At 63.8% G+C, this 24,733-nt stretch carries 22 protein-coding genes and 1 pseudogene; 8 read left to right on the top strand and 15 right to left on the bottom strand.

Annotated features, from left to right (window positions below):
* Positions 1–94: 94 nt before the first annotated feature.
* The 8 genes and pseudogenes from V1273_RS01285 to ubiE all read right to left on the bottom strand — a co-directional run bounded on the left by V1273_RS01285 (position 95) and on the right by ubiE (position 9,951).
* Positions 95–817, bottom strand: coding sequence for a nucleotidyltransferase family protein (locus tag V1273_RS01285; RefSeq protein WP_334408469.1), 723 nt, complete (start codon positions 815–817; stop codon positions 95–97).
* Between the two features lie 129 nt (positions 818–946).
* On the bottom strand, positions 947–1,270 hold the full coding sequence (locus tag V1273_RS01290) for a PilZ domain-containing protein (RefSeq protein ID WP_334365888.1): 324 nt from the start codon (positions 1,268–1,270) through the stop codon (positions 947–949).
* Positions 1,271–1,358: 88 nt separating this feature from the next.
* Positions 1,359–2,879 (bottom strand): tRNA (adenosine(37)-N6)-threonylcarbamoyltransferase complex ATPase subunit type 1 TsaE, encoded by a 1,521-nt coding sequence (tsaE, locus tag V1273_RS01295; protein ID WP_334408470.1) that lies wholly within the window; start codon positions 2,877–2,879, stop codon positions 1,359–1,361.
* Positions 2,876–5,395 carry a PAS domain-containing sensor histidine kinase gene (locus V1273_RS01300; protein ID WP_334365890.1) on the bottom strand — a complete coding sequence of 840 codons (2,520 nt, stop codon included), beginning with the start codon at positions 5,393–5,395 and terminating at the stop codon, positions 2,876–2,878. Before V1273_RS01300 ends, tsaE begins: the two co-directional genes overlap by 4 nt.
* A gap of 271 nt (positions 5,396–5,666) precedes the next feature.
* Entirely contained in the window at positions 5,667–6,116 is a 450-nt protein-coding gene (gene dut / locus V1273_RS01305; protein ID WP_442894133.1) for a dUTP diphosphatase, read from the bottom strand.
* Positions 6,117–6,121: 5 nt separating this feature from the next.
* On the bottom strand, positions 6,122–7,558 hold the full coding sequence (gene coaBC / locus V1273_RS01310) for a bifunctional phosphopantothenoylcysteine decarboxylase/phosphopantothenate--cysteine ligase CoaBC (protein WP_334408473.1): 1,437 nt from the start codon (positions 7,556–7,558) through the stop codon (positions 6,122–6,124).
* A 59-nt stretch (positions 7,559–7,617) separates the two neighbouring features.
* Positions 7,618–9,193: pseudogene (gene ubiB, locus V1273_RS01315) on the bottom strand (2-polyprenylphenol 6-hydroxylase).
* Positions 9,190–9,951 carry a bifunctional demethylmenaquinone methyltransferase/2-methoxy-6-polyprenyl-1,4-benzoquinol methylase UbiE gene (gene ubiE / locus V1273_RS01320; RefSeq protein WP_334379608.1) on the bottom strand — a complete coding sequence of 254 codons (762 nt, stop codon included), beginning with the start codon at positions 9,949–9,951 and terminating at the stop codon, positions 9,190–9,192. Before ubiE ends, ubiB begins: the two are co-directional and overlap by 4 nt.
* A 79-nt stretch (positions 9,952–10,030) precedes the next feature.
* On the opposite strand from ubiE, the gene mutM reads away from it, so the two are divergent.
* Positions 10,031–10,912, top strand: a complete 882-nt coding sequence (gene mutM / locus V1273_RS01325) for a bifunctional DNA-formamidopyrimidine glycosylase/DNA-(apurinic or apyrimidinic site) lyase (RefSeq protein ID WP_334408474.1) — start codon at positions 10,031–10,033, stop codon at positions 10,910–10,912.
* Positions 10,900–11,466 carry a GNAT family N-acetyltransferase gene (locus tag V1273_RS01330; protein WP_334408476.1) on the top strand — a complete coding sequence of 189 codons (567 nt, stop codon included), beginning with the start codon at positions 10,900–10,902 and terminating at the stop codon, positions 11,464–11,466. Before mutM ends, V1273_RS01330 begins: the two co-directional genes overlap by 13 nt.
* 85 nt (positions 11,467–11,551) lie before the next feature.
* Here V1273_RS01330 and V1273_RS01335 read toward each other — a convergent pair whose 3' ends face one another.
* Together V1273_RS01335 and V1273_RS01340 are read right to left on the bottom strand one after the other, a co-directional pair.
* Positions 11,552–12,319, bottom strand: a complete 768-nt coding sequence (locus V1273_RS01335; RefSeq protein ID WP_334408477.1) for a ParA family protein — start codon at positions 12,317–12,319, stop codon at positions 11,552–11,554.
* A gap of 376 nt (positions 12,320–12,695) precedes the next feature.
* Positions 12,696–14,075: a serine protease gene (locus V1273_RS01340; protein ID WP_334408479.1), complete on the bottom strand. Its 1,380-nt coding sequence runs from the start codon at positions 14,073–14,075 to the stop codon at positions 12,696–12,698.
* 258 nt (positions 14,076–14,333) lie between these two features.
* On the opposite strand from V1273_RS01340, the gene V1273_RS01345 reads away from it, so the two are divergent.
* The gene (locus V1273_RS01345; RefSeq protein WP_334379603.1) at positions 14,334–15,137 is read left to right on the top strand and encodes a HesA/MoeB/ThiF family protein; all 804 of its coding nucleotides are present in this window, start codon (positions 14,334–14,336) and stop codon (positions 15,135–15,137) included.
* A gap of 3 nt (positions 15,138–15,140) precedes the next feature.
* Here V1273_RS01345 and V1273_RS01350 read toward each other — a convergent pair whose 3' ends face one another.
* Positions 15,141–16,133, bottom strand: a complete 993-nt coding sequence (locus tag V1273_RS01350) for an aldo/keto reductase (RefSeq protein WP_334408480.1) — start codon at positions 16,131–16,133, stop codon at positions 15,141–15,143.
* A 118-nt stretch (positions 16,134–16,251) separates the two neighbouring features.
* Between V1273_RS01350 and V1273_RS01355 the strand changes: the two genes are divergently transcribed.
* Positions 16,252–17,211 (top strand): LysR family transcriptional regulator, encoded by a 960-nt coding sequence (locus V1273_RS01355; protein WP_334408481.1) that lies wholly within the window; start codon positions 16,252–16,254, stop codon positions 17,209–17,211.
* 111 nt (positions 17,212–17,322) lie between these two features.
* Here the strand turns inward: V1273_RS01355 and V1273_RS01360 are convergent, their stop codons facing one another.
* Positions 17,323–18,324: a 2-hydroxyacid dehydrogenase gene (locus V1273_RS01360; RefSeq protein ID WP_334365902.1), complete on the bottom strand. Its 1,002-nt coding sequence runs from the start codon at positions 18,322–18,324 to the stop codon at positions 17,323–17,325.
* A 344-nt stretch (positions 18,325–18,668) separates the two neighbouring features.
* Between V1273_RS01360 and V1273_RS01365 the strand changes: the two genes are divergently transcribed.
* Positions 18,669–19,196 (top strand): SH3 domain-containing protein, encoded by a 528-nt coding sequence (locus V1273_RS01365; RefSeq protein ID WP_334365903.1) that lies wholly within the window; start codon positions 18,669–18,671, stop codon positions 19,194–19,196.
* A gap of 127 nt (positions 19,197–19,323) precedes the next feature.
* Here V1273_RS01365 and irrA read toward each other — a convergent pair whose 3' ends face one another.
* Entirely contained in the window at positions 19,324–19,794 is a 471-nt protein-coding gene (gene irrA, locus V1273_RS01370) for an iron response transcriptional regulator IrrA (RefSeq protein ID WP_334369096.1), read from the bottom strand.
* A gap of 356 nt (positions 19,795–20,150) precedes the next feature.
* Here irrA and fabA point away from each other — a divergent pair, with 356 nt between their 5' ends.
* The 3 genes from fabA to fabI all read left to right on the top strand — a co-directional run bounded on the left by fabA (position 20,151) and on the right by fabI (position 22,938).
* Complete coding sequence (gene fabA / locus V1273_RS01375) at positions 20,151–20,675, top strand: 3-hydroxyacyl-[acyl-carrier-protein] dehydratase FabA (protein ID WP_057844746.1); 525 nt, start codon at positions 20,151–20,153, stop codon at positions 20,673–20,675.
* A 61-nt stretch (positions 20,676–20,736) separates the two neighbouring features.
* Positions 20,737–21,960, top strand: coding sequence for a beta-ketoacyl-ACP synthase I (fabB, locus tag V1273_RS01380; protein ID WP_334365904.1), 1,224 nt, complete (start codon positions 20,737–20,739; stop codon positions 21,958–21,960).
* A 171-nt stretch (positions 21,961–22,131) separates the two neighbouring features.
* The gene (fabI, locus tag V1273_RS01385) at positions 22,132–22,938 is read left to right on the top strand and encodes an enoyl-ACP reductase FabI (protein ID WP_334365905.1); all 807 of its coding nucleotides are present in this window, start codon (positions 22,132–22,134) and stop codon (positions 22,936–22,938) included.
* A 137-nt stretch (positions 22,939–23,075) separates the two neighbouring features.
* On the opposite strand, the gene V1273_RS01390 is transcribed toward fabI, so the two are convergent.
* Together V1273_RS01390 and V1273_RS01395 are read right to left on the bottom strand one after the other, a co-directional pair.
* Positions 23,076–23,672, bottom strand: coding sequence for a glutathione S-transferase family protein (locus V1273_RS01390; RefSeq protein ID WP_334365906.1), 597 nt, complete (start codon positions 23,670–23,672; stop codon positions 23,076–23,078).
* 191 nt (positions 23,673–23,863) lie between these two features.
* On the bottom strand, positions 23,864–24,700 hold the full coding sequence (locus V1273_RS01395; RefSeq protein ID WP_334408482.1) for a hypothetical protein: 837 nt from the start codon (positions 24,698–24,700) through the stop codon (positions 23,864–23,866).
* Between the last annotated feature and the right edge of the window lie 33 nt (positions 24,701–24,733).

Consider the following 24,733-nt stretch of genomic DNA (forward strand, 5'->3'; position numbering starts at 1 on the left):
TGGGCAAAGCGAAGCGTGCCCACCATCTTCGATCGTGGATTTCGGTGCGAATGGTGGGCACGCTGCGCCCACCCCACGAATCTGTGGGCGATAGCTACGCCACGCTCTCCAGAAACGCCTCTTCCGCCGCTTGCACTGCGTCGGGGGTTCCGACGTGCATCCAGACGCCGTCGAGCCTCAGGCCAAACAGCCGCTCCTGCTCGTTGGCGCGGTCGAACATCTTGGTCAGCGAGAACTCGCCGATGGGTGCGTCGGCAAACAGCGCGGGCGACATGATCGCGGCCCCCGCATAGACGAACGGCACCACCTGGTGTTCGCGCCGCTTGCGCAGCGCGCCATCCGGCAGCATGGCGTAGTCGCCACGGCCGGCATAGCCGATGCTGCTCGTGGTCGGCGCCATCAAGAGCAGGATGTCCATGCGATCGGGATCGAAGGTTTCGGCAAGCCGCGTCAGATTGGGCCGCACGCCGTCGATCCACATCGTATCGGCGTTGACGTGGAAGAACGGCTCCTTGCCGAGCAGCGGCAGCGCCTTCACCACCGCGCCACCGGTGCCGAGCACCTGGTCGCGTTCGTCGGAAATGATGATGCGGGGCCGGCTACGGTTCGCCGTGTGCTGGATGATCTGGTCCGGCAGGTAATGCACGTTGACCACGGCCTCGCTGACGCCGGCGCCGGCGAGCTTGTCGAGCACGTGATCGAGCAACGGCTGGCCGGCCACACTCACCAGCGGCTTCGGCATATGGTCGGTCAGTGGGCGCATGCGCAAACCGAGACCGGCGGCAAGGACCATGGCTTTGGTGGGCGTAACGGACATTTTTGGAGTTTCTCGAACCATCAAATTGCGCCGCGGATCATACCACGGCGCTTCGCATGAACCCAGCCAACCATGAGGCCTTAGTGGGCGCACATGACGGCCGTACGACGGCGCCGGCGCTTGCCAACTTCAGGCGTCAGCGTCCTCGGCCCCGCGCTTGGCCATTTTCTTTTTCTTGTCGCCCTGCTTCAGGAAATTGACGCCGATCTGGTCGCCATTGACCCAGGCCAGCTCGCAGCGCCGATAGGCCAATCCCGTCGACGACAATAGCAGGAAGAATTCCTTCAGATGCAGGCCCTCGACCGAGCCTTCGACCGTCAGCTTGGCGCCGGTCTCGGAGACGTCTTCCATCACGCAATCACGCCGCCAGGTGCCGTCGATTCCCATCATGTGCGCCGCAAAGCCGCGCTCGAACACGACTCGATCTCCCTTGCGCCGTTCCGCCGCCGCCATGGCCGTCCTTCCGCTTCAAAAGATGCTGGCCACGCCTGCGCAGCGTGCCGGTTCCAGATTAAATGCGGGGTGGCTAACAGGAGGTAAATCAGGACAGCGGCGGCGGCACGTTGGCGGCATACCATTCGCGAAACGCCGCCAGCGCGGGGTGCGCCAGCGAGCGGTTCAGGTAGGTCCAGATCCGGGGCTGGTGGCGCAGATATTGCGGCTTGCCGTCGCGCCCGTTGAGCCGGGCGAAGGTACCGAGCAGGCGCGTATTACGCTGCGCCGACATGATGGCGTAGAGCTCGGCAAAGCTGGCCGGATCGAATTGGCCATCTGCCGCGCGGCGCGCCTTGATGTAGCGGGTCAAAAGCGACAACTCGAGTGGTTCGGGGACGTCGATCCGCGCGTCCTGCAGCAGGGAAACCAGATCGTAGGCGGCCGGGCCCAATGCGGCGTCCTGGAAGTCGATGATGCCGACACGTAAAATCCCGGTGCGATCGTCGAGCCAGATGATGTTGGGCGAATGAAAATCACGCAGCACCCAGGTTCGCGGTGCAGCCGCCGGCTTTTCCAACAGCGTTCGCCACATCGCGATGAATTCGTCGCGTTGTTGCGAACTGACTGCAGCGCCGCGAACCGGCAGATACCATTCGAGCATCAGCCCGATCTCGACCAGCCATGCATCGATATCGTAGACCGGAATTTCGTAAGAGCCCTGCGGCCCAAGCGGCGCCGTTTCGGGCAGGGTTTCGCGGTGTAACGCCGCGAGCATGTCGGTTGCCGCCTCATAGCGCTCGGCGATCGGCCGCGGCGGATCGCCTTCGACGATGCCGGCGCTGCCGAAATCCTCGGTGATCAGAAAACCGGAATCGAGATCGGCGTGGCGGATCGCGGGCGCCGAGAAGCCGTGTGCACGCAGGCCATTGTCGATGGCGACGAACGGCTTGACATCCTCGGCGAGATGAACGGCCGCGCTGTAGGATTTTCCGCCATAGATCGCCGGTCCATCCGGACGGCGCGGCGAATTCATCAGGATGGATGTGCCATCGTCGCCGATCAGACGCGCATAGGAGCGCGTCGAGGCGTCGCCGGGCATGCGCTCGCGCGCTGCATCCAGAAAGCCTGCCTCAGTGAGAAATTTGCGCAAGCTGCTTAGTCGCGCCACCTGCGCCGCCGCCTTGCCATAGCCGGTGATTTCGGCGGCCCGTGCGCTCGATCCGAGCGCGGGACGATGGCTGAAGGCGATGTCAATGCGATCTTCGGGCAGTGCGTCGGGTGCGCGCTCCGGCCACTCGATCAGCGCCAGCGTGCCCTCCGGCAGTGGCGACAAGCCGATTTCCTCCAGCTCGCTCGAATCGTTGATGCGGTAGAGATCGGCGTGGACAATCGGAAATGGCAGCTCGTAGCTCTGCGCCAGCGTGAAAGTCGGGCTCGGCACTTCGAGCGCGGGATCGTCGGCGAGATAACGGATCATGGCGCGCGCCGCCGCGGTCTTTCCCGCGCCGAGATCGCCCGACAGCGTAATGACGTCGCCGGGGCCGACCAGCAGCGCGAGGTCGGCCATCAGATGCGCCGTTGCCGCCTCGTACGCCAACGCCACTGTAAATGTCGCGGGCGCGGTCATTCGGCAGCGTTACGGTGGGCGTTCTGGTCGATCGGGAAATCGCAGGTGACGGTCGTGCCTCTGCCGACGACTGAGTCGACGCGCACCTTGCCGCCATGCAGTTCGACGAACGAGCGTACCAGCGACAGGCCGAGGCCGGCGCCGCGGTGGCGCGAGCCGTGGGAGTGGCTCTCGAACCAGTCGAATACCTTGTCTTTCACCTCGGCGGGAATGCCGGGGCCGGAATCGGAGACGGTGAAGATCACGCGGTGCTCGGTTCGCCGCGCGCTGATCGTGACCGCGGCATCGTGCGGCGAGAACCCGACGGCGTTGGCAAGCAGGTTATAGAGCACTTGCACCACGCGCCGCTCGTCGCCGGTGAAGTTGCCGATCTCAGGATCGATATCGACCTTGAGCTCGATGCGGTCGGTCGCCAGCCGGTCCTGGATGCCTTCGGCGGCGGCCTGAATGGCTTTTTCGATATTGACCGGGCCGAGCTCGAGCTTCATGGCGCCGGCATCAATGGTGGCGAGATCGAGGATGTTGTTGGTGAGCGCGAGCAGCGCGTTGGTCGACTTGGTAACGTAGTCGAGATACTCGGCCTGCTTTGGCGTCAGCGGGCCGGTCGAGGGATCGCTGAGGAAATGTGCAAAGCCGATGATGGTGGTCAGCGGTGCGCGCAGCTCGTAGGACACGTGGTGGACGAAATCCACCTTCATCTGGTCGGCAGCTTCCAGCGCCTCGTTGCGCTCGCGCAGCGCGCGCTCGACATTTTCGGTGTCGGTGATGTCCTGGAACGTCAAAAGCGTCGCGCCGTCGGGTAGCGGCATGGTCATGCAATCCAGCACGCTGCCGTCCTTGCGCTCGAGTTTCAGCGCCACCTGCGCCCGGTTCTCGATCGCGGTGATCGCCTCGCGCAGCGCCCGCCAGGTCAGCGCGTCGTCGAACAGCGGCTTGCACCACGCTTCCACGGTCTCGATGTGGGGCTGCTCTTTGAGCGATTCCGCCGAGAGCTTCCACATTTTCAGGAAAGCGGGATTGAACAGTTCCACACGGCCGTTGCTACCGAACACGGCGACCGCTTCAGCCAGATTGTCGAGCGTTTCATGCTGGACCCGGGTCAGCCGGTCATAGCGGCGTGCGAGATCGAGGCTCTCGGTGACATTGTCGAACAGATAGGTGACGCCGCCTTCGAGGTTCGGCGTGGTGACGACGCTGACGGCGCGGCCGTCGGGCAGAAACCAGGTGTAGTTCTCCGGCTCGACGGCGCGGTAGGCGTCGTGGAGCTTGGCCTTCCAGGCACGGAAATCGGGCTGTTCGGGCAGTTTGCGCGCCGCGCGCAGCCGGTCGAGCACGCTTGAATCGTCGGGGTTGGAATCGAGGAAGGCTTGATCGAGGCCCCACAGCCGCCGGTAGGATTCGTTGTAGAAGGCAAGCCGCCGCTGGCCGTCGAATACGGCAACCCCCGACGACAACTGGTCGAGGGTGCGGCGGTGGGCTTCCGCCATCCGCTCCATGGCGTCGCGCAACTGGGTCGCCTCGCTGGCGTCGATGGCGATGCCGGCGCTGCCGCCGCCGAGCTTGAGCGCCTGAACATCATAGATGCGTCGCTCGCCGCCGACCACGATCGGCAGCCGCGCGGCGTAGGTGGAATTGTCGTTCAGCACCCGGCCCATCTCGGAACGCTGGTCGTTCTCCAGGAGCTCGAGGTTGCGGTAGATCGTGTCCGCGACGCTTGCGCCTTCGGTGGCCCGCACATAGGCCGCGTTCGCGTAACGCAGATTGCCCTCGGCGCTCTTGGCCCAGATCGGCCAGGGCGCCGCGGCGGCGAAGTTGCGCAACAACTCGGTCTCCTCCAAAAGCGTCCTGTAGCGGAGATTGGATTCGGCGAGTTCACGGCGCAAGCCGCCGAGTTCGCGAATCCGCACAATGGCTTGTCCCCCAATGGCACGGCCCATCGCTTCGATGGCGCGGCCGCTCGAGGTGGAGAGGTTGAGCAGAAAGCCTTCGCCGGCCTCGCGCAGCGCGTCGACCGCACGGTCCATGCGCAGCGCCGGTTCCGGCGGCAGCCAGGTTCCAAAGGCGAGAATGCGTTGCGGCGAATTCGACAGTGCTTCCTGCGAGATCAGAAGCGAAGTGTCGCCGCTGATCTGGGGCCGGTTGTCCCCCGCGGCCCAGGCGATCAGGATCTGCGGCTCAGCGAATAGCAGCGCGCGCAGCCGGTCGGCCTGTACCTGCAGATCGGCGATGTCGGAGCGCAGGTCGAGTTCCGTCCGGGTGGCCCGAATGCGCGTGCGCATTAGGAGGATTGCGGCCACCACGGTAAAGCCGAGCAGCGATAGCGCCGTGGTCAGCGCCGCGAACTCCTGGTGATTGAGGGCGAACAAGGCGGAAATCGCCTGCGTGATGGTCAATTCGTCGGCCAAAGCGGGCTCCGGCAGCGCCGAGAAGGCGGTGGCGAGCGCAATCACGCCGTGGCGCGCCAGCGAGGTGCACGACAGCAGGGTTCGACGCATCGCAGCGACTACGCCCGACATTATTTGCCCCAAGAACGCATGACTGCAGGCACCACCCCCAGCGCATAATCCGCCAAAATGTGAGCGGTTTGCGTTGAGATTGTGCGCCGACTAAGGATTGAGCGCGCCCGGACACAAAACCGGACCCCACTTTTGCTGGTCGCGCTCTACACGAATCGGGTCGAGAGTATCCCCTTCGGAAGTCGACCGGTAAGAGTCCAGACCGTGAACGCAAAACTGCCTGTGAAAAAATCAAGGCGGCGTCGTTCCGAACCGTTCAAATTGAAAGGATTCAGCGGCCGGTCGAGCCAAAACCGCCACTGCCACGGCCGGTTGCCGTTAGCGAAGTGACGGGAACCAGTTCCGCTTGCACCACAGGCGCGATCACCATCTGCGCGATGCGCTCGCCGCGCTTGATTGGGAAGGGCGTATCACCGTGGTTAATCAGGAGCACGTTGATCTCGCCGCGGTAATCCGCATCCACCGTGCCGGGCGAGTTCAGCACCGTGACGCCGTGTTTGGCGGCAAGCCCGGAGCGCGGCCGCACCTGCGCCTCATATCCGGAAGGCAGCGCGATCGTGAGCGCGGTCGGCACCATCGCGAATTTTCCGGGCGGGAGGATCAGCGGCGTATCCGCCGGCACCGCCGCGAGCAGGTCGAGCCCGGCGGCATTGGCGCTCTGATAGGCCGGCAGTGCGAGGCCTTCACCATGTGGTAGTTGGCAGACGTCGACCTTCACCATCACGCTCACGAATTCTTCTCCATGGTCTGCGCAATCTTCGCCACCAGTTCGGCTGCGACCTGTTCCTTGGTCATCACCGGCCAAGACTCCACTTTAATGCTGTCGACGTTGATCTCCTCGCCATCGCGCGTCAGCAGGTGAACAGTGTTGCGGTCGCCGCCCATCACACCGGAGGCAGGCGAAACGTCATTGGCGACGATCCAGTCGCAGCCCTTGCGCACGATCTTGGCCTTTGCATTGTCAATCAGATGTTCGGTCTCGGCGGCAAAACCGATCACCAGCGGCGGACGCTTCTCCTTCAGTTTCGAGATCGTCGCCAGAATGTCGGGATTTTCCACCAATGCGAGCTGCGGCATGCCGGAGGACGTCTTTTTTAGTTTCTGCTCGCCTTCATTGGCAACGCGCCAGTCGGCAACGGCGGCGGCGAAGATCGCGATGTCCGCCGGCAAGGCGGCTTCCACCCGATGCAGCATGTCACGCGCCGATTCGACCCGGATCACCGTGACGCCGGGGGGATCGCGCAAGTCGACCGGGCCGGACACCAGCGTGACGTCCGCGCCCGCGGCCTGTGCCGCGGCGGCGATGGCAAAACCCTGCTTGCCGGAGGAGCGGTTGGCGATATAGCGCACAGGATCGATCGCCTCATGCGTCGGCCCTGCCGTGATCAGCACGCGCTTGCCCGCGAGCGGACGCGGTCGCGGCGGGCGCAGGATATCGATGGCGGCGGCGGCAATCTCGACCGCCTCCGACATCCGCCCGATGCCGGCCTCATTGGACTCAGCCATTTCCCCGGCGGTGGGGCCGATCATGTGAACGCCGTCGCGGCGAAGCTGCATGACGTTGCGGCGGGTGGCGGCGTTGTTCCACATCAGGGGGTTCATCGCAGGCGCCAGCAGGATCGGCCGGTTGGCTGCCAGCAGGATGGCGGTAGCGAGATCGTCGGCATGGCCGTGCGCCATCTTCGCCATCAGGTCGGCGGTCGCCGGCGCCACGATGATCAGATCGCATTCGCGCGCCAGCCGGATATGGCCGGCGTCGAATTCGCTCTCGGGATTGAACAGGTCCGTATAGACGCGCTCATGCGACAGCGCGCTGGCCGAAAGCGGCGTGACGAATTGCTGGGCGGCCTTGGTTAGCACGCAGCGGACGTGAATGCGTCGCTCCTTCAGCCGCCGGATCAGCTCCAGCGACTTGAACGCGGCAATGCCGCCGCCGATGATCAGGGTGACGTTCCGCGTGCTGGAGGCGCTGGCCGACGGCGCTGCCTGTGCGTGGGCCTCTGCGGAGGGTGGTGTGGCGCCTGATAGTTCGGGACGCCCTTGGACTAGTTCTCCCAGGATGACCCGGACTTCCTCTTCGACGGAGCGGCCGTTTCCCGCCGACCGGAGTCGCAAATAGGCTTTGACGGCTTCATCGAGTTTTCGGATGGTCAGGCTGGCCATAGGGCGGCCTCCGGCAAAAACTATGCAGTCAATGCTAGCACGATATGCTGGCATTGCAATCACAACTGCAGGATCGCAAGCAGAATTCCGATAAAGGTCGCCGCAATGATCCAGAGCGCCACCGTGCGCCAACGGCTCTTGCGGCCTTCGGCACGGGCCCAGGGCCGCAATAGTCTCCGGCGACAGCGTCAGGCCCTCGCGGGTCATCTTTTCCATGTTCTCAATCACGGCGACCGCCCGCGAGGCGATCGCCGGCAGGCCCGTCATCACGCGGCCGAGTTCGCCGGCGCCGGTCATGGCGCCCTGAACCCGCCCGAGCGGGCCGAGATTGCGCTCGATCCATTCGCGCACCACCGGATCGGCCACCTTCCAGATATCGAGCTTGGGGTCGAAGCCGCGCGCGACGCCTTCGACCACCACCATGGTCTTCTGCAGCAGGATCAGTTCGGGCCGGGTCTGCATGTCGAACAGGCCGGTGACCTCGAGCAGCAGGGTCAACAGCTTCGCCATCGAGATTTCTTCGGCGGTGCGGTTGTGGATCGGCTCGCCGATGGCGCGGATGGCCTGCGCGAAATTTTCCACCGAATGATGCCCCGGCACGTAGCCGGCCTCGAAATGGACTTCCGCGACGCGGCGGTAGTCGCGCGTGATGAAGCCCAAGAGAATTTCGGCGAGGAAGCGCCGCTCCTTCACGCCGAGCCGGCCCATGATGCCGAAATCGACCGCCACAAGCCGTCCGGTGTCGTCGAGAAACAGATTGCCGGGATGCATATCGGCATGAAAGAAGCCATCGCGCAGCGCGTGGCGCAGGAAGCTCTGGATCACCTTGCGCCCAAGGTCGGGCAAATCGACCTGCGCTGCTTCGAGGCGCGCATGGTCGTTCAGTGCGATGCCGTCGATCCACTCCATCGTCAGCACGTTATGGGTGGTGCGGTCCCAGTCGACCGCTGGCACGCGGAAATCCGGATCGTCGCGGGTGTTCTCCGCCATCTCGGAAAGAGCGGCAGCCTCAAGCCGCAGGTCCATCTCCATCGCGACCGTGCGCGACATCGTGTTGATGACCTCGATCAGCCGCAGCCGCCGCGCTTCGGCCGAATGCGCTTCCGCGTTGTGCGCGACAAAGAAGAAGTCGGAGAGGTCGCGGCGAAAGCGCGAGGCGACGTTGGGCCGGAGCACCTTTACCGCGACCGGCCGGCGCACGCCATTGCGCTCGATCTCGCCGCGATGCACCTGCGCGATGGACGCAGCGGCGACCGCCGGGCCGAGGCTGACAAAGGCCTTAGCCACCGAGCGTTCCAGCGACAGTGCGATCACCGCCTCCGCTTCACTTTGCGAAAACGGCGGCAGCCGGTCCTGCAGGCTTTCCAGGTCGCGCGCCATCGCAACCCCGACCACGTCAGGGCGGGTCGCCAGAAACTGCCCGAGCTTGAGGTAGGCCGGTCCCAGTCGCGTCAGCGCGCGGGATAGCCGTGGGCCGGATTTGGCACCGGGCCGTTCGATCAATCGCGCCAGCCGCAGCGCGAGCTGCCCGGGCGCCGGCACCAGGCTCGGATCGACGACGCCGAACACGCCCTCGCGCGCGAACACGTAAGCGGCGCGGACAAGCCGCGCGATGTGGGTCGCCGCAGAAATCACAAGCGCCAGCCCGAATGCAGCGCCACGATCCCGCCGGACAGGCTTTCCCACTTCACCCGCGCAAAGCCGGCGCCGCGGATCATCTCGGCAAATACATTGGGCCGGGGAAATTTCCGGATCGATTCGACGAGATACTGATAGGATTCGGCATCGCCGGTCACGGCGCGGCCGAGCGGTGGGATCACCTTGAACGAGAACTGGTCGTACAGCCAGTCCAGTCCGGGAACGTCGACGGTGGAGAATTCCAGACAAAGGAATCGGCTGCCCGGCCGCAGCACGCGATAAGCTTCGCGCAGCGCAACATCGATCCGCGGCACGTTGCGAATGCCGAAGGCGATCGTGTAGGCGTCGAACGAGCGATCCGGGAAAGCCAGCGTCTCGGCATTGCCTTCGACGAAAGACACCTGATGGTCGAGATGCTGCGCCAGCGCGCGGTTGTGACCCACTTCCAGCATATCCGTATTGATGTCGCAGACGGTGGCGCGGAAGCCAAAGCCTGCGGCCTTGGCCGCGCGGAAGGCGATGTCGCCGGTGCCGCCGGCGACATCAAGCAGCGCAAACGGCGCATCACTTTTCGGCGGATTGAGCGCCGTGATCATGATGTCTTTCCAGACCCGGTGCAGGCCCGCCGACATCAGGTCGTTCATCAGGTCATAGCGCCTTGCCACGCTGTGAAACACGTCGTTCACCAGCGACTGCTTGTCCCCTAAGGGCACGTCCCTGAAGCCAAAATGGGTGGTTTGATCCGGCCGATCCATTAGATGTACTCCACTACCGGACCATAGCGCGCCCGTCGCAATGGCGCTATCACGTCACCTCAATAAGGTGAATGCCTGCATGCCTGAATTGCCCGAAGTTGAGACCGTCCGCCGCGGCCTGCAACCCGCCATGGAGGGGTCGAAAATCCTCAAGGCGGAAGCCCGGCGCAAGGATTTGCGGTTTCCCTTTCAAAAAGACTTTATCGCTCGGCTGGAGGGCCAGACGGTGACCGGCCTTGGCCGCCGCGCCAAATATCTGATGGCGGACCTTACCTCCGGCGACGTGCTGCTGATGCATCTGGGCATGTCCGGCTCGTTCCGGGTGCTCGATGGCGGCGCTAACAATGCGCCCGGCCAATTCCACCATCCGCGCAGCGAGGACCGCGCGCATGATCACGTGGTGTTTCACATGTCGTCGGGCAGGTCCGTCGTGTTCAACGATCCGCGCCGCTTCGGTTACATGAAGATTATTGCCCGCAACGTGCTGGAGGATGAACCGCTATTGAAGGGTCTCGGGCCCGAGCCGCTCGGCAACGAATTCGACGCCGCGATGCTGGCGCGGTCCTGCTTCAACAAGAAGACCAGCCTGAAGGCCGCGCTGCTCGACCAGCGCGTGGTTGCCGGCCTCGGCAATATCTACGTCTGTGAGGCACTGTACCGCTCACACCTCTCACCGCGCAGGTTGGCGGCGACGCTGGCAACCAAGAAGGGCGAGCCGACCGATCACGCCGGGCGGCTGGTGAATGCAATTCACACAGTGCTCAATCAGGCGATCAAGGCGGGAGGCTCCTCGATCAACGATCATCGGCTGACCTCGGGCGAACTCGGCTATTTCCAGCACTCGTTCCAGGTCTATGATCGCGAGGGCGAGAAGTGCCAAACTAAAGGCTGCGGCGGTGTCGTGCGACGCTTCGTACAGAACGGCCGTTCAACCTTCTGGTGTCCGAAATGTCAGAAATGACCATCACGCCGACGCTCGAAACGAGGCGACTGATCTTGCGGCCGCTGGCGCTATCCGATGCGCCGGCGATCCAACGTCATTTCAACAACTGGAATATCATCCAGCATCTCGCATCGGTTGTCCCCTGGCCATATCCGGAGGACGGCGCGACCACTTTCATTACGAGGGAGTTGGAGAGGGTTGCCGCAGGGGAAGAGATCTATAATTGGATGCTGGTGTTGCGCGGCGGTGATGGCGAGGCGATCGGGAATATTCGCTTTCGCCCGAGGGCGGATAATGCGAAGGGCAACCGGGGCTTCTGGCTCGCGGAGCGCTATTGGAATCAAGGCCTGATGAGCGAAGCCGTCGCGGAGGTGAACAATTTCGTCTTCGGCGTACTCGGCCTCGAGGTTTTCTACGTCTGTAACGCGGTAACCAATGAGGCATCGCGCCGGGTCAAGCAAAAGACCGGTGCCGAATTGGTCGGCTACACCGAGCTCGCCCATCACAACGGCCAGACGCTGGCGGAACGATGGCGTGTGACGCGGGAACAATGGCTGCGCCGGAACAGGTAGGCGGAGCGAAGCAATCCAGCGGGGCTGGTCGACTGGATTGCTTCCGTCTTCGCCTCGCGCAATGACGCTGTGCGAATCGGGAATGTCAGACTCGAGCCGGCGCTCTCAGGAAGAGAGCGCTGTCGTTCGCGATGACCGGCAGCGCAGCCATAGCCGGAAGTATCGCAGGCGTTTCCACCAACTCCTCGATAATCGGCTCGTCGCCGGCCGCTGCCATATTGCCGAGTTGCACTTCGATCCACTGCCACAGAGCGCGGATTTCCTCGGCAGATTTGCCGCACGGCGCGTATTCGCAGACCGCAAGTCCGGCGCTGAGCGCATCCTGATGATCGTTGCGCATCACGACGAAGGGTTTGGCAAGGATATCGCCGATGTCGAGCGCGGCCTCGTCGCTCAGCGCGGTCTCCGCGCTGGTGAGGCGCGTGCCCCGGATCGGCGTCTGGTTCAGGACATAGGCGAACGGCTTGCGCCAGGCCCTGACGACGCTGAGCGTCGGGGCGGTCGCCTCAATGTCCGCGATGCTCGGGCGCGTCGGGATCAGGCAGAAATCCGCATAACGAATCGCTGAATTGGTCGCGGCGCTGACGCCGCCGGCGGTATCCACGATCGCTACCGTCACGCCCTCGCGGTCGAGCGATTGCAGGCGTTGCTCGACCTCCCTGGCGGCATAGACCGGCTCGACGACCGGCGCGGCATAGGGGCGGCGGCGCTTCCAATTGGAAAGGGTGCCCTGCGAGTCCGTCTCGATCAGGCGGACATTGTGCCCGGCCCGGATGGCGGCAAGCGCAAGGCTGATGGCGAGCGTGCTTTTGCCGGAGCCACCCTTCTGGGTGGCCAATACGATCGTCTGCATTTCAGATCCTTTGGATGGCTTTCAGGCATTTTGGTTACGGCACACGAGCCGCGCCGCATTCTGCGACGCCGAGTTACGCGCTCGTTCAGACGTGCCCAGCCCGATCCAAAGGTCAGGGGATCGCGGTAGTCCGAATCAGTCAGCTTGCAATGATGCCCGATTATGGAAGTGTGGTCATCCGGGCAAATACTGCCGTGCGGCGCATCGGCGCCCGATCATCGACGGCATGGCCCATATACGGCTGGCCGATGGCCGCCACCATGCCACTCGCCGACGTCATGCGGCCTGCTGGCGTGCGGACGGCACACCCGGCGGTATAGGTCCCGGCTCTGCGGTGCACCGCTGACGCGCTGCACCGCGTCCGGGACACGAACTCCTACTTCCTGACGCAGATCACGCGGACCACCGACGCCTTGGCGTCCGTCGATCCGTCAGCCGCGTTGATGCCGTTGGCCTTGAGGAAGTCGCGTACCGTTTCGGCGGTCACCAGCATCGCTTGCGCTGCCGGCACGCCATTGGTAGGTCCCGCCACTTGAACCGGCTTCAACAGCGCGATGCCGGCGAATTTGCCGTCGCCGTCCTGCGCGGGCGCGCCGGAGAAGCCAAGCGCCGGCGCGGGCGTCAGCGCGATGTCGCTGCTGCCGCCTAGCTGGGCCACCGTGGCCTTGGTGCTGGTCACCGCCACGCCGCCGCCCTGGTTCTGCGGATCGGCAATGCCGGTGAGGTCGAGCGCCGGTTTGGTGGCGGCATTGGCGAGATTGAGCGCCTTCAGCCCGCGCGCGCCATAGATGCGCAAGAGCGCCAGATCGTGCTCCTTGTTCTCGGCGACACGGTCGGCATTGCCGAACCCTGCGATCGCGACCGTGAGGCAGCCGTCGGTGATCTGGCGGTCGGCCAGAATCGCGCCATCGTCGCCGACGACGACACCGGTGCCGTACTCCACGCTCTTGCGCGGGGGAGGCCCCGCCGTCTGCACGGCCGCCGGAAATGCATTGAACGCGCTCGACATCGCGATCACCACGGGCTCGACGGTGTTTTCGGTTGCCTGGTCGTACATGATGGTGAGGATGCGGACCTCGTCGCCTTTGAAGGTGCCGCGCATATAAAACTTCTTCAGGCCCTGCAGGCCGGACAGGACGAAGAAATCCGGCTTGACCACGGTGTAATCGATGGTGCGGCCCGGCTCTTTCTTCTCGCGCTCGGCGAGTTTTGCCGTGGTCGGATTGGCTTCCTTGCGCCGCGAAAGCTGGATCTGGATCGTGCCGGTTGGTGACGTCCATTTGGTGCCGTTGGCGTCGCTGGCCTGCTGCGGCACCAGCTTGGTGGGAATGCCGAGCCGCGCGCTGGTGCCGGGATCGATGACGATTTTCCAACCGACGCTTTCCTGCTTTTTTCTGGCAGTATCGGCGAGGAGGCCGCGCTCCTGCGGATTGAGCACGCCGGTTGATTTAGCCCCGCGCGACTTCTGGAATTCCTTGATCGCATTGACCATGCGCTCGCTGACGTCGCCGGTGATGGCGCCGTTATATTGCCCTACCCAGGCGAGGTCCGACTGCAGCGCCAGCCGCTCGGCCTGGCTTAAGGCCTTCGCCGTGTCCTCCGGCTTCTGTAGCGCGGGACGGATCGGCACCGTCGTGACTTGCTTCGGCTTGGCGCCCGCCGTGGAAGGGGGCGTCATTTGCGCCTGCGCGGCGGCCCCGGAGATCACAAAAGCCGAGGCTGCGATCATCAATGTTGCTGAAAGCACCAATCTCATGACAAATCCCGGCAGAATAACGAGAGTGCGATCATTGACGCTTGGCCAATTAAGCACATCTGCTTAGTCGGCAACAACCGCGCCCCGGTTCAGGGGGATTATCGCCTCATCCTGAGGAGCCGCGAAGCGCGTCTCGAAGGATGAGGCCACCGGCCGGGCCTCATGGTATCCCGGCGATGCGAAGCATCGTCCGGTGGACGCGCGTTCCGCGCTCCTCACCATGAGGGTTTGCCAGCGAAGGAAGGACAGCACACGACCATGCTGAGCGCCGACGAACTTGAACGCTACGCCCGCCATATCGTGCTGCGCGAAGTCGGCGGTCCCGGGCAGGCCGCCCTGAAAGCGGCATCCGTGCTGGTGATCGGCGCCGGCGGACTTGGCGCGCCCGTCCTGATGTATCTGGCGGCGGCCGGTGTCGGCAGGCTCGGCGCTGTCGATGACGACGTGGTCTCGCTGTCCAATCTGCAGCGGCAGATCATCCACGCCACGCCGGACATCGGGCGGCCCAAGGTCGACAGCGCCGCGGAGACCGTTCACGCGCTCAATCCCCACGTTCGTTTCGAGGCGCATGGCGTGCGTCTCGATGCGGGGAACGTGATGTCGCTGATCGACGACTACGATCTCGTGCTCGACGGCTCCGACAATTTCGAGACCCGCTATCTGGTTTCCGATGCCTGCTTCTTTGCCGGCAAGCCGCTGATCACGGCGGCGCTCGGGATGTTCGACGGATCGCTGACCACGATCCGGGCGCATGAACGAGACACCGGCGGCCACTTCAATCCGACCTATCGCTGCCTGTTTCCCGAACCGCCGCCGCCCGGCACCATACCGGCCTGCGCCGAGGCCGGCGTCATGGGCGCGCTGGCGGGCATGCTCGGCTCGATGATGGCGCTGGAAGCGATCCGCGAGATCGTCGGCTTCGGCGAGAGCCTGGTCGGCCGACTGGTGATGGTCGATGCACGCGCGATGCGGTTTGAAACATTGCGCTACGCACGCGATCCGCAAAACCCGCTCAACGGCGATGCGCCTACGATCACTGATTTGAGCGGGCACGCGGCGTAGTATTCACCGCTTCTCGCTGTCCATATGCGCAAGCTGCGACTCCGGATAGCGCGCCCCGGCCGCCACGCCGGGCGGAAACGCCTCGGCCAGCGCGGACAAGTGAGCCCGCGTCAGTTTTACATCGAGCGCGCCGAGCGCCTCAGCGAGACGGTCACGGCGGCGGGCGCCGACCAGCGGCACGATGTCGTTGCCCTGCGCCGCGACCCATGCAATCGCGACCTGTGCGGGGGAGGCGCCGAGCTCGCTTGCAATCGCACGCAATGAATCCACCAGCGCCAGATTGGCGTCGAGATTGCCTCCCTGGAAACGCGGGCTCATGGCACGAAAATCCTTGGTCCCGCGATCGGCCGTCCAGTGTCCGCTGATCAGCCCGCGCGACAGCACGCCATAGGCCGTGATGCCGATGCCGAGTTCGCGGCAGGTCGGCAGGATGTCATCCTCGATGCCGCGCGAGATCAGCGAGTATTCGATCTGCAGGTCGGTGATCGGGTGCACCGCATGGGCGCGTCGAATGGTCTCCGCGCCGACTTCCGACAGGCCGATATGCCTGATCCAGCCGGCCTTCACCATGTCGGCCATCGCACCGACCGTCTCCTCGATCGGCACGGCCGGATCGAGCCGCGCCGGCCGATAGATGTCGATGGTCTCGACGCGGAGCCGCTGCAGCGAATAAGCGAGGAAATTCTTGATCGCCGCCGGACGGCTGTCATAGCCGGACCAGTTCTTTGCGGGGTCGCGCAGCGCGCCAAACTTGACGCTGATCTGGATATTGTCGCGGCCGCGCGCAGCGAGCGCTTCGCCGATCAGCATTTCATTGTGACCCATGCCGTAGAAATCGCCGGTGTCGAGCAGGGTGATGCCGGCATCGAGCGCGGCGTGGATGGTGGCGATGCTCTCGCTGCGGTCGGCCGGGCCGTAGAAGTCTGACATGCCCATGCAACCGAGGCCGATGGCAGAAACGGTTGGGCCGGTAGAGGCGAGTTTGCGTCGTTCCATGGCGGTTCTCCTCGTAGTCGGCGCCGGATCTGCGCCGTGATGACGAGGCGGATATGGACCTTTTCGACTGAGCCGGTAAGATGGACAATTCCAAACAGCTTGTTCACTATGTCGAACAATGAAAGATCTCGACCTCCGCGACCTCGACGTTTTTGTTGCCGTGGCGCGCACCCGGAATTTCCGCCGTGCCGCGATCGAGCAGGGCGTCTCCGTCTCAAGCATCAGCCAGCGGCTGCGCGACATGGAAGAGCTGCTCGGTGTGCGCCTGATGAATCGTACCACGCGCAGCGTAGCCCTCACCGAAGCCGGCGAGTTGTTGCTGGGGCGCGTCGGCCCGGCGCTCTCGGATGTCGGCGCGGCGCTCGATCAGGTGCGCGGCCTGCGGGCCGTGCCGTCGGGGCGTTTGCGCATCAACGCTCCGCCACCGGCAATCGACCTGGTGATGGCGCCGATGGTCGCGCCGTTTCTCGAGAAGCATCCCAAGATCGAGCTGGAGATCGTCGGCGAGAGTTCGTTTGTCGATATCGTCGCCGGCGGGTTCGACGCCGGCGTGCGCTATGGCGAACATCTGGCGCAGGACATGATCGCGGTCTCGCTCGGGGCGCCACAGCGTTACGCAGTGGTGGCGTCGAAGGAATATGTTGCTCAGCATGGTCGACCGGAAGTGCCGAAGGATCTGCTCGACCATGCCTGTATCCGCACCCGCTTCGGCAGCGGCGCGATGCTGGATTGGGAGTTTGAGAAAGCGGGCCGTGTCGTGAAGGTTTCACCGCCGGCCAAGCTGGTCGCGACCCATCTGGGGCTGGCGTTGCGCGCCGTCCATGACGGGGTGGGCTTCTGGTTGACGTTCGAAGGTTATGTTCGGTACGGCATCAAGTCGGGCGCGCTGGTCAGCGTGCTCGACGACTGGTGCCCGCCGTTTCCGGGACCGTTTTTGTATTATCCGAGCCGTCGCCAGCCGCCGCCGGCGCTTGCCGCGTTCGTGGCGTTTATTGCGGATTGGCGGAAGCGGGAGAAGCGGAAGAGCGAAAAATCTATCGTCGTCCCGGCCAAGCGAAGCGCGAGCCGGGACCCATAACCACCGATGTTGCTTGTCAGGAAGACCTTAGGCCCTAGCGTGTCGTAACCACAAAGGCCTGTGGTTATGGGTCCCTGCTTTCGCAGGGACGACTTCGTTGAAGCCTCCCGCTCACAGCATGCTGGGCAGCACGCGATCTGGCGGCTTGTGGTTGTCGAGGAAGGTCCGGATGTTGATGATCACCTTCTCGCCCATCTCGACGCGGCCTTCGATGGTGGCCGAGCCCATATGCGGCAACAGCGTCACCTTGCCGGCTTTCGCCAGCCGAACCAGTTTCGGATTGACCGCGGGCTCGTGCTCGTAGACGTCGAGGCCGGCGCCGCCGACGTCACCGGCTTCGAGCAGCTTGATCAGCGTGTCCTCGTCGATCACGCCGCCGCGCGCGGTGTTGACGATGTAGGCGTCTTTGCGGATCAGCTTGAGCCGCCGGGCCGACAACAGGTGATAGGTTGCCGGCGTGTGCGGACAGTTCACCGAGATGATGTCCATCCGCGCCAGCATCTGGTCGAGGCTTTCCCAATAGGTCGCGCCGAGCTCCTCGGCAATAACAGGCGCTACCGGGCGGCGGTTGTGATAGTGAATCTGCAGGCCGAAGGCGCGCGCGCGGCGAGCCACCGCCTGGCCGATGCGGCCCATGCCGATGATGCCGAGGCGCTTGCCGCCGATGCGGTGGCCGAGCATCCAGGTCGGCGACCAGCCCGGCCAGTTCTTGCCGTCGGGGAGGATCGTTGCGCCTTCGATCAGCCGCCGCGGCACCGCGAGAATCAGCGCCATGGTCATGTCGGCGGTATCTTCGGTCAAAACCTTCGGCGTGTTGGTCACGGTGATGCCGCGCGCGTGTGCCGCCGCGACGTCGATATTGTCGACGCCGTTGCCGAAATTGGCGATCATGCGCAGCTTGCAGTCAGGGTGCTTGAGCATCTCCTCGCTGATCGTGTCGGTGACGGTCGGCACCAACACGTCAGCCGAGCGGCTGGCTTCGGCAATCTGCTGCGGCGTCATCGGCGTGTCGTCGAGATTCAACGTCGCGTCGAACAGCTCCCGCATCCGGGTCTCGATCGAGTCCGGCAATTTGCGAGTGACGACGACGAGAGGTTTTTTCTTGATCGACATGTCCTGCTCTCATGAGGGAGGTGCGCAGCCGCGCGCCGTTCAGACCTCATTAACCCGGTTGTTCGACACTGCGATGGCCACGCGGTCTCGGTATCCGGCTGTTTGCTGAGGTTAAGTCCCTTGGGTTCCCCAATACTTGCCTCGGATTTTCGGCGGAAAATCCAGGCGTTCTGGTTCTAGGCGTTCCGTCCTCTCTATCAGAAGACCGGGCCAAGACAAGAACCCTCGGCCGTCGCAAGCCGGGTGCGGCCAAAGCGGGGCACGGGGTCTGGGGTTTCGGGCGTTAGCGGGCGGTTTCAACTCGGAGAATTCGAGTTGGGCGTGGCTCGGCAGGAGACGGGTTGATGGCGTTGGGGCGTTTCTGTTCGGTAGCGGTGCTGGCGGCGTGCTGGCTTGTCGCTTCCGTCAGCACAGGGTTTTCGGCCAAGGATTCGGCCACCACCACGAGCGGCCTGCCGGTGCCACGATATGTCAGCCTCAAATCCGATCATGTGAATGTGCGGGCCGGTCCGACCAAGGACAACGACGTCGCCTGGGTCTATACCCGCTCGGGCCTGCCGGTCGAAATCACCGCCGAGTTCGAGAACTGGCGGCGCGTGCGCGATTCCGAAGGCGCCGAGGGCTGGGTCTATCATTCGCTGCTGTCCGGCCGCCGCACTGCGGTCGTAACCATGAAGAGCAAGGACGAGTTGGCGTCGCTGTACGATAGTCCCGATCCGACCAGCGCGGTTGCGGCCCGCCTGCAAGCCGGCGTCGTCGCGCAAGTCAAGAAATGCGCCAATGGCTGGTGCCGCGTCGTCGGCAACGGCTTTGACGGCTGGATCGAGCAGCAGCGCCTATGGGGCGTGTATGCAGACGAGAGGGTGGATTGAGGATATTGGTCGTCCCTGCGAACGCAGTGACCCATACGCCGCGGCTTCTCAATAGGGCGCGCGGGTAGACGCCTTTCCTCACAACATAGATTTGTGGTTATGGGTCCTGCGTTCGCAGGGACGACAGCTAGCGCTTCTTGCGCAGTCGCACGACCATGTCGACGCGTGCGATCTCGTAGCCCTCGGGCACGTCGGGCATCTTCGACAACACCAGGTGCGGATCGGGAATGTCGACCAGTTCGTGATTGTTCTCGAGATAGAAGTGGTGATGCGCGGTGACGTTGGTGTCGAAATAGGTCTTGGTGCCGTCGACCGAGACCTGGCGCAACAGGCCGGCGTCGGTGAGCTGATTAAGCGTGTTGTAGACCGTGGCCAGTGACACCGGAACCTTGGCGAGCGTAGCTTCTTCGTAGAGCATTTCCGCGGTCAGATGGCGGGCACCCTTGCCGAACAGCAGCCAGCCCAGCGCCATGCGCTGGCGGGTGGGCCGAAGACCCGCGGCCTGCAGCATTTCGTTGACGTCGTGCCATGGACAGCCGGTCAACGCCGGCTGGTGTCCGGAGGCGCGGGCAGCCGGATCGATACCGTCGTCGTTCAGGGGCGAGGTCTGGTCGTTTCTGTCCACTTCGGTACCACACGCGCTAACTTGAGCAATATTCTTGCCCAATATAAAAGGAAATCAGGTAGATGCAAGTTTTTCGCAACTAGAACCGGCCCAAGGTTAAGAGGAACCAGCGAGACTATGGGGCGTTTTAGCCCGTTCCAGTGCTTTGCCGGGCCGTAATGCCTATGTTACAGAGCGCGCGGACCACATATGCGATTTCGGCAGAGACTAGTGCCGATAGCACCCTAAGTAGCGCCAAATTGCGGGAGCCAAACGTTCTCCCGTGGGGAAACGGGTCCGGTTCGCTCAAAAGCGCTCCATCGGGACATCTTAAGGTGAGGCTGAATACGATGCTGGATCGGCGCAGCGGTTATGAATACGAGGATTTGCTTGCCTGCGGCCGCGGCGAGATGTTCGGCCCCGGAAATGCGCAGCTACCGCTGCCGCCGATGCTGATGTTCGACCGCATCACCGAGATCACCGACAAGGGCGGCGAGTTCGGCAAGGGTCTGATCCGCGCCGAACTCGATGTGAAGCCGGACCTGTGGTTTTTCGGCTGCCACTTCAAGAATGACCCGGTCATGCCGGGCTGCCTTGGCCTGGACGCGATGTGGCAGATGGTCGGATTTTACCTCGGGTGGATCGGCGGCGAGGGACGCGGCCGGGCGCTGGGGCTTGGGGAATTGAAGTTCTCCGGCCAGGTGCTGCCGAACGCCCGCAAGGTTGTGTACAACATCGACATGAAACGCGTGATGCGTTCAAAGCTGGTGCTCGGCGTCGGCGACGGCTGGCTTTCCATGGATGGCGAGATTATCTATCGCGCCAAGGATCTGAAGGTCGGGCTGTTCAAGCAGGGCTCCGCGCCGGGCGGCTGAGCAACACGGTCACGCAGCAGCAAACCTTCACAGAACACGTAAACGGCGAGGCGAGGCGATCATGAGGCGGGTTGTCATCACGGGGATGGGTATCGTCTCATCCATCGGAAACAACACCCAGGAAGTGCTTGCGAGCCTTCGCGAGGCAAAATCCGGCATCACGCGTGCGGAAAAGCACGCCGAGCTCGGTTTTCGCTCGCAGGTGCACGGCGCGCCAACGCTCAATCCCGCTGACGTCATCGATCGTCGCGCCATGCGATTCCTTGCCGAAGGAGCGGCTTGGAATCACGTCGCGATGGAGCAGGCGATCCGCGATTCCGGCCTTGAACCCAACGAAGTCTCCAATGAGCGCACCGGCATCATCATGGGGTCGGGCGGACCGTCGACGCGGACGCTGGTGGAAGCGGCCGACATCGCGCGCACCAAGGGTCCGAAGCGGATCGGCCCGTTCGCGGTGCCGAAGGGCATGTCATCAACGGCCTCGGCGACATTGGCGACCTGGTTCAAGATCAAGGGCGTGAACTATTCGATCTCGTCGGCCTGCGCGACCTCGAACCATTGCATCGGCAACGCCTACGAGACGATCCAGATCGGCAAGCAGGACGTGATCTTCGCCGGCGGTTGCGAGGAGCTCGACTGGACCCTGTCGGTGCTGTTCGACGCCATGGGCGCAATGTCGTCCAAATACAACGACACGCCGGCGACGGCCTCGCGTCCCTACGACATCAGCCGCGATGGTTTTGTCATTGCCGGTGGCGCCGGCGTGGTGGTGCTGGAAGAGCTCGAACGTGCCAAGGCGCGCGGCGCGCGCATTTACGGCGAACTGGTCGGCTATGGCGCGACGTCGGACGGTTACGACATGGTGGCGCCGTCGGGCGAAGGCGCCGAGCGCTGCATGCGCATGGCGATTTCGACGGTGAAGACGCCGATCGACTACATCAATCCGCACGCCACCTCGACGCCGGCCGGCGATCCGCCGGAGATCGAGGCGATCCGAAAGGTGTTCGGCACCGGCGACAAGTGCCCGCCGATCTCGGCGACCAAGGCGTTGACCGGCCATTCGCTCGGCGCTACCGGCGTGCAGGAGGCGATCTACTCGCTTCTGATGCTGAACAACGGCTTCGTCTGCGAGAGCGCCCATATCACCGAACTCGATCCGGTGTTTGCCGACATGCCGATCGTGCGCAAGCGCATCGACAACGCCAAGCTCGGCACCGTGCTGTCGAACTCCTTCGGCTTCGGCGGCACCAACGCCACGCTGGTGTTCAAGCGGTTGGATGCGTGATGTACTCGTCATGCCCCGCCACCGGGTCTCGCCTTCGGCGAGCCCGATGACAGGCTCCGTCGGGGCATCCAGTGCGCCGCGGCCTCTCGGCTAAATCACTGACCCCTCTGGAATACTGGATCACCCGCATTCGCGGGTGATGACGTCGAAGACAATGGGAGCGAGCGTACGATGCAAGACCTGATGAAAGGCAAGCGCGGGCTGATCATGGGCGTCGCCAATGATCATTCGATCGCCTGGGGCATCGCCAAGACGCTTCACGCGCAGGGCGCCGAACTCGCCTTCACCTATCAGGGCGAGGCGCTCGGCAAGCGCGTCAAGCCGCTGGCGCAATCGCTCGGCGTCGATACGGTGCTGTCGTGCGACGTCGAAGACCTTGCCAGCGTCGATTCGGTTTTCGCGGCGCTGAAGGCCAAATGGGGCGGGCTCGACTTCGTCGTCCACGCGATTGCGTTCTCCGACAAGAATGAGTTGAAGGGGCGCTATGCCGATACCACGCGCGAGAACTTTTCGCGCACCATGCTGATCTCCTGCTTTTCGTTCACCGAAATCGCCAAGCGCGCCGCCGAGCTGATGCCCGAGACCGGTGGCTCGATGATCACGCTGACCTTCGGAGGGTCGGTGCGCGTGATGCCGAATTACAACGTGATGGGTGTGGCGAAAGCGGCGCTGGAAGCGTCAGTACGCTATCTCGCCGCCGACTTCGGCCCGCGCAAGATCCGCATCAATTCGATCTCGGCCGGCCCAGTGCGCACGCTGGCGGGCTCCGGCATCGGCGATGCGCGCGCGATGTTCGCCTTCCAGCAGAAACACTCGCCGCTCGGTCGCGGCGTGACGCTGGAAGAACTCGGCGGCTCCGCGCTCTATCTGTTGTCCGACCTGTCAGGCGGTGTCACCGGGGAAATCCACTACGTCGATTCCGGCTACAACGTGATCTCGATGCCGCGGCCCGAAGAGCTGAAGGGAACGGCCGAATAGCCCATTTCTCGTCATGCCCCGCGTATGCGGGGCATCCAGTACGCCGCGGCCTCTCGTTTCAATCACCAACGTCTCTGGGATACTGGATCACCCGCCCCAGTGCGCAATTGCGCACAAGGCGGTGATGACGGCGAGGTTCACCCCGCCGCGATCTTCTCCGCGCGCTGAAAGGCCGGACGCGCCGCGCAGCGGTCGATATAAGCGTCGAATGACGGCCGTGGCGGCACCATCTTGAACATCCGCACCGCAAAATTCAGCCCCGAGCCGAGCATGATGTCGGCGGCCGAAAACTTCTCGCCGAGAATCCAGGGGCCCTTCTGCAGGGCGGCATCGAGCACGTCGAACGTTTGGGTCGCGCTGCCCCATGACGCTGTGCTCGACGGCACCTCCAGCTTCGTGAAGAGCTGGATCAGCGCCGGTTCGATGCAGCTCGGCGAGAAGAACAGCCACTGCAGATATCTTGCGCGCAGCGGATCGGTGGCGGCCGGCGCAAGGTTGGTTTCGGGATAGCGGTCGGCGATGTAGGCGCAGATCGCTGCCGCCTCCCCGAGCGCGGCGTCGCCGTCCTTCAATCCCGGCACCTTGCCCATCGGATTGATCGCTAGATATTCCGGCGCCTTCTGCGCGCCCGTAGTGATGTCGGTGAGCACGCGTTCATAAGGCAGCCCGGCTTCTTCCAGCAGCCAGATCGCGGAGAAGGAGCGGGAGCGCGGCGACCAGTAGAGTTGGATCATGGGACGAGCCTTTCTTCGGCGTGGACGAACAGCGCTTGTTCATTGCGCGTCTGCCGCGAATTGGCAACGCACTATGCCTGGAACCAACGAGCCGTGCTCCAACGATATGTTGGTCAACTTCATTTCGCGCAGCAGATCGGTTGGCAGTTTCCAGAGACTCTAACCACCGGGGCCCCGCCATGCAGGAGTGCTCAATCGTTCTTGAGATAGTCGGGCAGCGTCTGATCGAGCCTTGCCGCAACCAGCGCACGGGTTCTTTCGCGAAGCATCGCATTACCCGGAACGGCTGTCGCCGGCTCGGGAAACAGCGAGTTGTCGAGTTTGGTGAGCGGATCCTCGGTCAGTCGCAAGCCTTCGGCCAGTCGCGTGCCTAAGCCAGCGAACGGACGACCAATAGTCTCGTAGTTGCCGCCGTCGAGCAGAGTCACGCCAACATTGGCGAACAGGTGCGAGTGCCTGACGACCGATCCTAGTCCGCGACTATATGCGCCGATGCCGTCAAGCATCAGATTGGTGCCCGGCACCTGCCCCTTGAATCGGGTTACAACAAGGTAGCGCTCGCAGTTCGCAGCCGGCGTGATGCTTCTGACGATCGCCGGCAGGCCCTCGCGGGGATCGGGTAAGAATCGTGACGTCGGATTATAGAAGGGCTCAAACGCGCCCTTCGGATAGGTGATCCTCCGCACGGCTGGATCAGTGCCGGTTGCCGCGCGTACCCGCGCGACTACGAGATCATCGAGTCCCCACCCCTCGACCGTGACCGCGCTCTCCTCGGTCTCAAATATCGTGAGGCCAAATCTTTGTACGGCAAAGCGGTCCCCGAGCGCCGAAATGACGCCAAGTCGGCAGGGACCCGTTTCCGCAGCAAGTGGTTGCTTCGCGGCCGCCTTGGCCTTGGGCGCCGCCTTCTTTGCGGCGGCTCTTGCGGGTGTCGATGCCGCCGGGGCACTGGTTGCTGAAGGGGACTGGGCCCACCCGTCTACCGCGAAGCATGACACGAGGATGGCGGCAGCGAAGCTACGGAACATGGCCTGAAGAACGAGAGTTGATGACAGTGAGCA

This window comes from Bradyrhizobium sp. AZCC 1721 (assembly GCF_036924715.1).
GTDB lineage: Bacteria > Pseudomonadota > Alphaproteobacteria > Rhizobiales > Xanthobacteraceae > Bradyrhizobium.